Source organism: Mycoplasma ovis str. Michigan (assembly GCF_000508245.1).
Classification (GTDB): Bacteria; Bacillota_I; Bacilli_A; order Mycoplasmatales; family Mycoplasmoidaceae; genus Eperythrozoon_A; species Eperythrozoon_A ovis.
This window is the reverse complement of the sequence record NC_023062.1, coordinates 14,724-25,371: the sequence shown is the minus strand read 5'-3', so window position 1 is coordinate 25,371 and position 10,648 is coordinate 14,724. Positions and strand designations below refer to the sequence as shown.

Sequence of the window (10,648 nt, the reverse complement as noted above, 5' to 3'; positions counted from 1 at the left end):
CCTATATAAAATAACTAATAAAAATTAACCTCAAGGTTCCATAAACTTAAGTAATTTTTATAAATAACAATCAATGAGTCTTTTAGGTTTATCCAAATTTGTCATTTTGTCTTTAGTTGGTGTTTCTGTTGCTACACCAATGACTTTTTCAATTTCAAGAACAACTCCTATTAACGCTTTAGAAGATTTTTTAAAAGAAAAAGACTGTTATGGAATTGATACTGAATCTAACTTGGGACAAAAACTACTAGTTTGCGAAGATGATAAATATTACTTATACAACAATAAGCAAAATGTGATGCACGAGCTGGAAGACTTAAAGACTCAAGGGAATGCAGAGGCTTTAGCTACACTTTCAGCGGGAAAGAGTGAAACTCTAAAAATTACATCAAAAGGTTTTGAGCATTTTCTCGAAGGGCTATCCCTTAAATTGGAAGATTCAGGGGAAGAACTTGAGACAACTTCAGAAGAAAATTACTGTTATCTTTTAAATAGTTTGGGTGATACTAAAGACAAGCCTGAAATATTTTGTTCTTTCAAAGACTCTGATGGAGACAAAACTGGAAATATCATTCACCTTACTCCTTTAAAGTAATAAATTAAAACAGGTTAAGTTTTCTACTGTTCTAAACTAATTTTCAAACCTTTAATCAATCAAAGTTTTCAACAAATTAAATTACTTGTTTTTTATAAATAATGAATCTTCTGAATTTATCTAAATTTGTTGTTTTATCTGTTTCTGGGGCAACAATTTCTATTCCAATAGTTCTTTTGCCCAAAACACCCTTAATTAACTCAAGTGTATTGTCAAAACACAATTGTTATTCAATTAGTACAAAGGTCAATTCCGATGGAAAATTATTAGTTTGTTCAAATAATAAGTACTATTTATATAAAAACTCTCTGGAAGAGTTAACGGATGTAAAGATTAACAATAATAAGATCTTGGCAAAATTAGCAAATCAGACTCAAACTCAAGAAGAAGATAAAACTTTCAGCTGAGAAATTGAAAATCAAGAGTGAGAACCTTCTTCTCAAGATATTTCACTAGCGCTTAGTTCAATTAAACCTATAGAAGGAAGTGGTCTACCTAAAGAAGAAAACTATTGTTTTCTAGTTTATGAATTAAACGACAATAGAGATGCAAAGATTTTCTGCTCTTGAAGTTCAACTAAAGATGCAGGATTCATCAAATTAATTCCTTTTTAAGAAGTTAATTTTTTCTAAACTGAAATAATTAATTCTTAACTAGAAAAGAATAAACCTTAAGTGAATTTCTTAAATTTAGCTAAATTTATTCCTTTGCTGGCCACCACAGGTGTTGTTGTTGTAACTACTTCACAAATTTCTATAATTACAAACTCTTACAATAAAGCAACTTTACCTCCAGAGAAAAATTGTTACGAAATCTTGACTTCAAGTTCTTCTAGTGGCACAAAAAAAATTATTAGTTTGTGCAAATAATAAGTATTTCCTTTACAATAGTGACTCAACAAAACTAGAAGAATTGAAAGATCTACAACTTAAAAATAATAATCAACTTTCAGCAAAGTTAGTGAACTCCAAAGAGGAAGAACAGACTTGGAATCTAGATGATCTAGAAGATTGGGAAAATTTTCCAAAAAATCTTCCTCTAAACCTTATTAGTGCAGACCGAGGGGATGGAATTTGCTATATCTTGTTAGGAGATTTGGAAAAGGGATATTCTGATATACTATTTTGTTCTCAAGTCAAAAATCCTCCAGAAGAACAATTAGAAAATTACTTTCAAATTAAATTAACTCCTTTTGAGATCTCTGAGAATAACCTTTAAATAAATCTGGGGTTCTTGAACCCCTCTACCCTTCTAAAAAGGTGAAAAAACGTAAGTAAAGAAAGAATTACTATTTTTAGAATCAGTTAACTGGCACTTCAACATTTCTTTCCCTGCTTCGGGAATTAATCAATTACACTTATCTGAAGGATTTACATTTAAAAAGTATTCTCACATCCCCTTCTTATAAACACCAACATCTGCTTTATTGTTATTGCCCCCCCCTTCCAAAGTCAATGAAAGATTTGCATGAGAATTATCTGTTGTCTCATTATAATTCACAGATACAACCTTTTTAGGGGAATTCAAACTTAAATCTTTTTCAAAAGATTCTGCCTTATCTAAGTAATGGAAAGAAACCTTATCCGTAGATTCTTTACAGATTCATAGTGCATCAAATCAAACTTCACTTGATTTTTCATTTTTCACTAATTTGCAATCCTTTTGAGTCAAACTTGACAAAGCTTGATTCTTATTTAAACTAACCAAACTACTCTTGCCGGCATCTACAATTTTAGACGCAGTAGAAATAGAAGTTTTTGCTATAGGCACAACTGCCCCAACCCCAGCAGTAACAATTCCCAAAATACTTTTTAGAATCATCTCAAAAACTTTTTTTAATTGTAAAGCAATTTAAAGTTTTTGAAATAAATAACAAATTCCTATTGCCCCTAAAGGGAATTAAACACAACTCCCAACCTTTCAAAGTTTTTTTGTCATTTAACTAAATATCTCTTTTTTATTTCTTCTCCAGTAAGAGCTAACCAAATACTGATCTGAGAAAGTCAACCTAATCATTCAGCAAAATTATTTTTTTCTATGGCGGAATAAATTTCTCTTATTCAGTCATAGTTAATATTGAGAAGTTCTACTCTCAATCTATTATCTTTTTGTGCTTTTAAAAATAAATTTTCTCGACTATCAGAAGAAGTAGTTCCTAGACTATATTTAGTTCCCAATTCATCTGCTAATTGATAGATATATAAGAGAGATAAAGTGAAATGAACTAAATCTATAAATTCCTCATAGAGTTTTTCTAACTCTATCTCTTTATTAGTTCAATACTTAAATAACTTAGTTTCATTTAAAAACTCAAAATATTCTGAAACTAAAGCTGTTTTTCTAGCTATTAATAGGTGATAATCATCTAAATTTGGTTTTTGTAGTTCTAAAACCTTTGAATCTAATTGTTTTTGATATTTAACTAGTTCAATAAGTAACACTAGACTTTATTGATATTTGGTGCAGTTTGTTTAACTATTCTTTATTTTTAATGAAAATAAAGATTAGTTCTTTAACTCACTATTTTCACTAGTATCTTCTTCACTTTTTTCTTCCAAAACTTTTTTACATAAAACTCCCTTGTATTTGGAAAAGAAATACAAGGAGTTAACTATCCCTTGTTCACTATTTCCTGATTTCCTTGAAGAAGGAAATGGAAGAATATCTGGACTTCTAGATGGAGCTAAATTTAGGTGAATTCTACTAACTTCTAAATAGTGAGCCAATTCAGAAGCTTTCTCCAAATTCTCACTAAATATAGAAGCTTGTAATCCATAACCCAAATCATTTATTTTTTCAATAACTGCTCGAACATCTTGAAAACTAATGATTCCTAATATTGGTCCAAATGCCTCCTCTTTTGCCAATAAATTTTCAAAGGTAACTCCCTTGAAAACTATATTTGAAACAGTATTATCATTGATACGGTCTCAATCAATTTTCGGAGTTAACAATTCCGCACAACTAAACAAACACTCTTCATAAATTTCTCTCAACCTTTTAATAGCCCTTTGGCTATTCATAGGCATTTGAGAAGGCTTAAAACTTCCAAGTTGTTCTATTAATTCATCACAAAACTTATCAAATGCAGTTTCCTCAACACAAACTAATTGAATAGAAGTGCATCTTTGGCCACTTAAACTAAATGATCCCTTAATAATTTCTTTTATTGAATCAATGCCATAGTCTTCCAGAACTATGGCTACATTCAAAGCACTTAATTCCAAGGACTGTGGTACTGCAGGTAAAGATCTTGAAAGTTCAATTCCAGCTTCTCTTCCTCCTGTAAAAGATAATGCAGAAATATTTGGTTTTGACTCTGTCAAATATTTAGATAGTTCTGAACCCCTTCCAGTATAGAAATTCAAAACTCCAGGAGTAATTAAATGATCATCTATTGAAAGTTCATTAAATATCTTTGAAATTAATCATCCCGATAAAGATCCTGACAAAGAACTCTTTAGTACTACTGAATTTCCCATTAAGATGGCTGGTGCCATCTTAATAATTACAGTATTTACAGGATAATTATATGGAGTAACTATCAAAGCTACTCCTAAAGGTACTCTATAGAATATTCCTTCTAAATCATCAGACATTAATGGATATTTCTCAGAATTAAAACTCTTAGGATTTTGAATTAACTTATCAAAAGCATGTACAGTTTCAGTAATATAATCGATACTTCTATCAACCTCTTCTTGAGCATCTTTTTCAGTCTTTCCTGTTTCTAGCCTAATTAGCTGAACTAAAAGTCTAGAGTGTTCTTTTAATTTAGAACCAAACAAAAACATAAACTTCTCTCTGGTTTTGTAATCCACTTGCTTTCACTTTTCAAAACCCTGTTGAGCTGATTCAAAAATCCATCTTTTATGTTTTTCATCTAATATAGGAATGGTCCCTATACATTCCCCAGTTAAAGGAGAATAAAGTTTTTCTTCTGGTAATTTAGCAGTTACAACCTCTCCATGTATATAGCTGTTAGCTTTATACATATTGCTACATTTTTATTCTTGCATTTAAAGATCTAATAGGAACTGAGCAAATAAAGCAATCCTTATCTATTGTTCTCACTAACTTAGTTAATTCTTGTAACTCAATCAAAAGACAAATGAACTCAAGCTGTGCTTGAGATCTTAAACTATAACTTCCAAAAGAGGGAACTATTGTAAAACTGTGTGGAAACTTTCTTTCTATTAATTCTTTTCTAATATCTAAGAATTTATTTGTAAAAATTTTTACATTAATGAATTTAAATCTAGGATAAAAAACATTAAATATAAATCTTCTTACAAATAAAGAAATAAGTAGTGCAAAGAAGAGTGGAGAAAAGAAATTAGAGATTAAACTGGATCCATTTTTTCCTTTGCTTACTGCTCAAGGTATATAACTTCCCGTTATATACGAGAATATTAGAAAGCAAAACCCAGTATAAAAGATTAATTTATTAGCAAAGTACGACTTTGCTCTAAATAAATAAAAGATAATTCAATCAACTCCTCCTCCACAACCTCCCAAAGCATACAAAAGTGAAGTTATTAAAGCATTTAAAAATGAAAAGACTATTGCATAAAGAAACAAAATAAGAACTCCATTTTTAATGGAATTGGGTGGAGGTGGAGGAGGTTGAGTAACAGCCTCTCAAACTAAAAAATGATTTTTTCCATTTCCATTTTGTTCTGTATTTGAAAATGGACTAGAAAATAAAAAAAACTCTTTTAGTTTTCAACCGTCAGGTAAATAAGACAAAGCTAAACCAGTAACTGAAGATCCAACTATAAACAAGACACTTAATCTTGTCATTTCTTTTCCTATTACCCTGTAAGTACTTAGTGCCAATACTAAGTTAATAATGGAGTTAAAAACTCAGAAAAAAATTAAATAAATTATCTTTGTTGTTTCTTGATCAGAAGAAACACTTTTAACGCATCTACCTATTGCTTGTCATATGGACAATAATCCAGGGTTATATATTGCTACTCTTTCAACAAAAAAAAAGTTCAAACACCCTGAACAAAAACCCAAAAAAATAACTAAAGCAATCTTTGCTTTTTGATTTTTTAGTGATCAAACTTTTTGAAAAGATAAACCTCCAGTGGTTTTAAAAGAAAGATTTCTAGTATCTACTACATCTGAAAGGTTCGAATTTTGGTAATTCAGATTAAACGAAGACACTAGAAATTAGCTGAAAATTATATTCAAATAGAATTTACAATCAGTTTGAGGCTCATATGGTCTCTAAGAGACCAAATGGTATTGATTTGTGAACTCTTGAAGGCCATATAGCTCAGTGGTAGAGCAAACGGCTGTTAACCGTTTGGTCGCAGGTTCGATCCCTGCTGTGGCCGCCAATTTATTAAGGTCTGTTGGTGAAGTGATTAACACACATGCCTTTCACGCATGCATGCATGGGTTTGAATCCCATACAGATCGCCAAGGGGTTGTTAGCTCAGTGGGAGAGCAACTGCCTTACAAGCAGTAGGTCGGGGGTTCAAATCCCTCACAACCCACCAAAGCCGGATTAGCTTAGTGGTAAAAGCGGTCGACTTGTAATCGATTGAGATGGGTTAGAATCCTGTATTCGGCACCAATTTACGTTTATATGCGTTTATGGCGGAATTGGCAGACGCGCTAGCCTTAGGAGCTAGTATCTTAGAAAGATGTGTGGGTTCGATCCCCTCTAAACGCACCATTTTAATAAGGGGTTTGCTTTACGGAAAGGAATTTGCCTATTTCCTTGTCTAAAGTAAATTTGATGGTTCCTATTGGTCCGTGTCTATTCTTCCCAATCTTTAGTGAAATATCTTCAATTTTTTTAAATTCTTCCTCTTCAACAAGTATTTCCTCTATATCTTCTTCTAGCTCTTCATCATCTTCTTCAAATCTATATTTTTTTGATTTATAAGAAGATTTTTTGGATGAAGGGGAATCCTTCACCTTTTTAGAACTGGGGGTTGGAAATAAAAAGATAACTACATCTGAATCTTGCTCAATAGATCCAGAATCTCTGAGGTCAGAAAGAACAGGGACTTTGTCTGACCCTTTTCTTTCTTCTAACTTTCTATTTAATTGTGATAAGGTAAGAATGCAAATATTTAGATCTATAGCAAGAATTTTTAATTGTCTAGATATGTGACTAATCTTTTGATTAGGGTTTCAACTACTTAATTCCTTTTCTAGTGGTAAATTGATTAATTGTAAGTAATCAATAATAACTAGCTTTAATAAATATTTACGAGATCACAATTTAATTGTTGCAATTATTTTTCCCAAAGTAATATTTGCATCATCGCAAAATAATAAATTAGCTTGAGAAATCTTTTTTTTCGAAGCTTCAATAACCTTTAAATCTATTTCTTCAACTTTCTTACCTTCAGATAATCCTTGTAAGGTAAATAAGTCTATTTTGGAATCAATGGCAATCAACTTCTCAATGATGATTTCGTTAATCATTTCTAGAGAGAAAATGCCTATAGCATTTTCTTTTTCAGATTTAAAGGGGGGAGCAATCTTATGGAAGTTATTACTAATTAAATTAAGTGCAAAAGTAGTTTTTCCTACTCCAGGTCTAGAAGCAATAACTATTAAATGACCAGGCTTAAAACCTTTAATCTTTTTATCTAAAAGGTTATACCCCGTAGTTAAATAAAGTTCAAAATCCTGTAACTGACTATTTTCTATTAAATTCTCATAAGATCTAACGACTTCCTTAGAACTAAGAAAATTAAGTGTTCTGTCTTTTAGAGTAATGTCTAAAAAAGATTTCTCTCATTTTTCTATTAAGTCATTGATAACTTCTACATTTCATCTTGTTTGCAAAATTTCTTGAGATAAACTATTTAATTCTTTTTTGATTCAATGGTTTTTAAGTATCTCTAGATATTTTCTGAAATTAAAATAACTAGCTCTTCTTGGAAGATTAGTTAGATATTCTAAACAATTATCTAAAAAAGATTGATTGGAATTGTGATTACTTTTTAAAGATTCATATATAAGAATGGGATCAAAAGTCCCATTCTTAGTATCAAGACTTGATAAAGCTTGAAATATATGTCTAGGTACTTGATTTTGGAAAAACTCAGGCGGAACAGTCTCTACTTCTGCAAAATTAATTACTTCTGAATAATTATAGATATAAGAAGAAAGAATTGCCTTTTCTACCCAAGAAATATCTCCATCTATAAAAAGAGATTTCTTGCTCTCCTTCTCTTTCTCTGGTAAAAAAATACTTAATAACTAAGAAGAAAAACTAATCTGCCACAAATGGTAATAAACCAATGTATCTGGCTCTTTTTATAGCTTGAGTTAATTGATGTTGGTGTTTCAGACAGTTTCCAGAAATTTTGTGGATCAATATCTTGTTGTATTTCTTTAAGTAGTTTTGCAAGAATTCGACTTCTTTGTAATCAATTAATAACTTTCCTTGTCTACAAATTCAACAAGGTTTTTTGAATCTGTGTTTTCTAAAGGGTTTTTGTGGAGGAGTCTCTGTAGGCTTACTTGGGGGAGTTACAGGTGTTGTTTCTGTAGTTGAAGTTGTTGAATTTTCTGTTTTTTCTGTAGAATCTTCCATCCCCTAACTGTCCACTTCTTTTTTCATATTGTAAATATCCTCTAGCTCAAGATCTGGAACAACAGATTCTTCCTTAACTTCCTCAGACTTGGTAAACTCAGGCAGAGGAGAAAGGTTATTATCTACCAAATGTTCCTCATGATTCTTTAGTAGATATTTATCTTCTACATTAGTATCAGAACTCAAGATTCCTGAATCAAAGACTTTATTCAATCTTTGATACAACATTTCTATCTTATCTACTTGTAGATCCACTCTCTTAATCACTCTTCCTTCTATATTTGTGTAATTATTGGTTAACAAAGTGAACTCAATAAATACACTATCTCCTTTTTTTAGATATGTAGAAATGTATTGAGCTCTTTTTCCCCAAGCAATACAGTTGTAATAATGCGTTTTAGCTGATTGATTTACTCTAGTATAGTTTTCGCTACAAGCTACTGAAAATCTAGAGTAATCTTGAGAACTACTTGTAATCCCTGGAACTGGATCCGCTGTAAAGTTTCCTATTAAATATCCTTTTGGCAACATTGAGTTATCAAAAATTAAACAATTTTATTGATCCCCGGCTTAAAACCAGCTCTTTGTTTTCTTGCTTTGAATTCTTGATATTTTTTTGCTCTAAGCTCTGCGGCTCGTATTTTCTTGGGATTAACACTACTTCTATATCCATAGTTTTTCTCTATATTAATAATTAAATGTCTAAGTATTTTTGGATTCAGACTTGATAAAGTTCTAAACTTTACTAACTTTTCTGAATCAGTAGTATTGAAGTTTAAAAGATATCTATGAGCTTCTTTTTTATGCTTAATGGGATAAGCTAACTTATCTGATCAAGAAACACTTAAACCGTAACCCTCTTCTTCCTTAAAAAGATCTATTAAAGGTGCTACTTCTTTTGTTGACTCTTCTTCTGTGCAACTAGAATCAACCAAGAACATGATCTCATATTTAGGCAAAATTAATTAAATCTGGCGTAGCAAGAAGGACTCGAACCTACAACCGCAAACTTAGAAGGTTTGTGCTCTATCCCAATTGAGCTATTGCTACAACTCTACCTTCTTGAATTATTTTATTTTCTAATTTAAAGATTATTTAATAACTATTTGAAATAGTCTAATAAACTAGTTAAATCCACTTGTTTATTTAACAACTTTTTTCCGATCTCTTGAGCTTTTTTCTTTGTTTGTTCTCATTTATTCAGTAATCTATTTAATTCTTCTACCTTTCTACCAGAACCTTTAACTATTCTAGCTCTTCTACTACTCTCAGCTTTAATAATCTTTGGATTTTTCTTTTCATATGGAGTCATTGATTGAATTAATACCTCCCACTTTGCAAACTCTTCTTCAACTTCTGAAGACTTACTCATCAGTCTTTCAGACATATTACTAAACATTGGAAACATTTTAAGGAGACCTCCTAAAGAACCTAATTTTTTAACTTCTCTTAACTGAATAATTAAATCTTCTAAATCAAACTTTCCCTTCAAAAATTTGTAGATTGACTTTTCAGCTATGTTGGTATCAACTTCCTTTTCTTCTATTTTTTCCGCCAAAGTTTGAACATCACCTTCTCCTAGCAATTTAGACACAATTCTGTCAGGGTAAAAGACTACTAAATCTTCTATTTTTTCACCTTCTCCCAAAAACTTAATGGGTAACTTATAAAAATAGTGAGCAGATAATGCCGCTCCCAGCGGAGACATAGAATCTGATTTAGTTACTATAAAACTGTCTACATTTATACTCTCACAGAATAACTTAACTATTTCTAGAGACTCCTGGCCAGCTAAAGCATCCAGAACTAAAATAGTCTCAGTCGGGTTAACTATAGAACTAAGTTTTTTCAGATAACTTAAACCTTCTGCATCCTTGGGAAGAACGCCACCACTGTCATAAAGAACTAAGTTGACTTCTCTTGAATTCGCTTGATTTTCAAATTCTTGAAGACCTGCTGAACCAGTTAATTCTTTAATAAAGTGACTCTTTATTCCAAAGGGAGTAACTAATTGTTGTAATTGCTCAAAAGCTGCTGCTCTATTAGCATCCAAGCTTACTGTCTCAATATTTTCAATATTTTTCTTGGTCTTCAGATAGTAAGCTAACTTAGCTACAGTAGTGGTTTTCCCAGCTCCATTAGTCCCTATCAAAAGAATCTTGTTTCTTCCTTTTTTTCTCAGTTTCAAGGGTTCAGCCTCAACTCCCAAAGAATTAATTAATTTATCTCTGATCTTTTCATAGAGTTCCAATTGAACTTCCTCTTTCCCCATAAAGATTCTCTTTTCTTCTCTAATAGAATCTTGAATCTCCTTAAAGAATTGTTCTACTACCTCATAGTTCACATCTGACTTAATAAATTCACTCTTCAATTCTTCAAAGATTAATTCCATTTCTTTCTCTCCAATTACTCTAGCTAGAAAATTATGTTTAATCTTTCTAGCTAGAATCTTCTGAATTATCTTGGAGAGAAGCAACATA

General features: G+C 31.1%; 13 protein-coding genes, 6 tRNA genes and 1 pseudogene. 9 read left to right on the top strand and 11 right to left on the bottom strand.

The window, feature by feature from the left end:
- The first annotated feature begins 73 nt into the window (after positions 1 to 73).
- The 4 genes from MR07_RS00170 to MR07_RS00155 all read left to right on the top strand — a co-directional run bounded on the left by MR07_RS00170 (position 74) and on the right by MR07_RS00155 (position 1,813).
- Positions 74 to 595, top strand: a complete 522-nt coding sequence (locus MR07_RS00170; protein ID WP_024070848.1) for a hypothetical protein — start codon at positions 74 to 76, stop codon at positions 593 to 595.
- 101 nt (positions 596 to 696) lie between these two features.
- On the top strand, positions 697 to 1,209 hold the full coding sequence (locus MR07_RS00165) for a hypothetical protein (RefSeq protein ID WP_043901130.1): 513 nt from the start codon (positions 697 to 699) through the stop codon (positions 1,207 to 1,209).
- 60 nt (positions 1,210 to 1,269) lie between these two features.
- On the top strand, positions 1,270 to 1,464 hold the full coding sequence (locus MR07_RS04310) for a hypothetical protein (RefSeq protein ID WP_024070845.1): 195 nt from the start codon (positions 1,270 to 1,272) through the stop codon (positions 1,462 to 1,464).
- Positions 1,430 to 1,813 carry a hypothetical protein gene (locus MR07_RS00155; protein ID WP_024070844.1) on the top strand — a complete coding sequence of 128 codons (384 nt, stop codon included), beginning with the start codon at positions 1,430 to 1,432 and terminating at the stop codon, positions 1,811 to 1,813. Before MR07_RS04310 ends, MR07_RS00155 begins: the two co-directional genes overlap by 35 nt.
- A gap of 33 nt (positions 1,814 to 1,846) precedes the next feature.
- Here the strand turns inward: MR07_RS00155 and MR07_RS00150 are convergent, their stop codons facing one another.
- The 4 genes from MR07_RS00150 to MR07_RS00135 form a co-directional block, all read right to left on the bottom strand.
- Positions 1,847 to 2,416, bottom strand: a complete 570-nt coding sequence (locus MR07_RS00150; RefSeq protein WP_024070843.1) for a hypothetical protein — start codon at positions 2,414 to 2,416, stop codon at positions 1,847 to 1,849.
- Between the two features lie 68 nt (positions 2,417 to 2,484).
- Positions 2,485 to 3,036, bottom strand: coding sequence for a dUTPase (locus MR07_RS00145; protein ID WP_024070842.1), 552 nt, complete (start codon positions 3,034 to 3,036; stop codon positions 2,485 to 2,487).
- Positions 3,037 to 3,099: 63 nt separating this feature from the next.
- Complete coding sequence (locus MR07_RS00140) at positions 3,100 to 4,590, bottom strand: aldehyde dehydrogenase family protein (protein ID WP_024070841.1); 1,491 nt, start codon at positions 4,588 to 4,590, stop codon at positions 3,100 to 3,102.
- A gap of 4 nt (positions 4,591 to 4,594) precedes the next feature.
- Positions 4,595 to 5,770, bottom strand: a complete 1,176-nt coding sequence (locus tag MR07_RS00135; RefSeq protein ID WP_024070840.1) for a YitT family protein — start codon at positions 5,768 to 5,770, stop codon at positions 4,595 to 4,597.
- A 101-nt stretch (positions 5,771 to 5,871) separates the two neighbouring features.
- On the opposite strand from MR07_RS00135, the gene MR07_RS00130 reads away from it, so the two are divergent.
- The 5 genes from MR07_RS00130 (at position 5,872) to MR07_RS00110 (ending at position 6,287) form a co-directional block, all read left to right on the top strand.
- Positions 5,872 to 5,946 (top strand) — tRNA-Asn (locus tag MR07_RS00130).
- 9 nt (positions 5,947 to 5,955) lie between these two features.
- Positions 5,956 to 6,031: transfer RNA gene (locus tag MR07_RS00125), tRNA-Glu, on the top strand.
- Between the two features lie 2 nt (positions 6,032 to 6,033).
- A tRNA-Val gene (locus MR07_RS00120) sits at positions 6,034 to 6,108 on the top strand.
- A gap of 2 nt (positions 6,109 to 6,110) precedes the next feature.
- Positions 6,111 to 6,185: transfer RNA gene (locus MR07_RS00115), tRNA-Thr, on the top strand.
- 14 nt (positions 6,186 to 6,199) lie between these two features.
- Positions 6,200 to 6,287 (top strand) — tRNA-Leu (locus MR07_RS00110).
- Positions 6,288 to 6,289: 2 nt separating this feature from the next.
- Here the strand turns inward: MR07_RS00110 and MR07_RS00105 are convergent.
- The 7 genes and pseudogenes from MR07_RS00105 to MR07_RS00080 form a co-directional block, all read right to left on the bottom strand.
- Positions 6,290 to 7,414: a DnaB-like helicase C-terminal domain-containing protein gene (locus MR07_RS00105; protein WP_024070839.1), complete on the bottom strand. Its 1,125-nt coding sequence runs from the start codon at positions 7,412 to 7,414 to the stop codon at positions 6,290 to 6,292.
- Positions 7,415 to 7,519: 105 nt separating this feature from the next.
- Positions 7,520 to 7,708, bottom strand: a pseudogene (locus MR07_RS04520) (DnaB-like helicase N-terminal domain-containing protein); the annotation flags it as partial.
- A gap of 136 nt (positions 7,709 to 7,844) precedes the next feature.
- Positions 7,845 to 8,168 carry a 30S ribosomal protein S18 gene (rpsR, locus tag MR07_RS00100; protein ID WP_024070837.1) on the bottom strand — a complete coding sequence of 108 codons (324 nt, stop codon included), beginning with the start codon at positions 8,166 to 8,168 and terminating at the stop codon, positions 7,845 to 7,847.
- Positions 8,169 to 8,171: 3 nt separating this feature from the next.
- On the bottom strand, positions 8,172 to 8,699 hold the full coding sequence (locus MR07_RS00095) for a single-stranded DNA-binding protein (RefSeq protein WP_024070836.1): 528 nt from the start codon (positions 8,697 to 8,699) through the stop codon (positions 8,172 to 8,174).
- A 14-nt stretch (positions 8,700 to 8,713) separates the two neighbouring features.
- The gene (locus MR07_RS00090) at positions 8,714 to 9,109 is read right to left on the bottom strand and encodes a 30S ribosomal protein S6 (RefSeq protein WP_084289593.1); all 396 of its coding nucleotides are present in this window, start codon (positions 9,107 to 9,109) and stop codon (positions 8,714 to 8,716) included.
- Between the two features lie 31 nt (positions 9,110 to 9,140).
- Positions 9,141 to 9,218, bottom strand: a tRNA-Arg gene (locus MR07_RS00085).
- A gap of 52 nt (positions 9,219 to 9,270) precedes the next feature.
- A complete protein-coding gene (locus MR07_RS00080; protein ID WP_024070834.1) occupies positions 9,271 to 10,647 on the bottom strand; it encodes a DEAD/DEAH box helicase family protein in 1,377 nt (458 codons plus the stop codon).
- Position 10,648 lies beyond the last annotated feature (1 nt).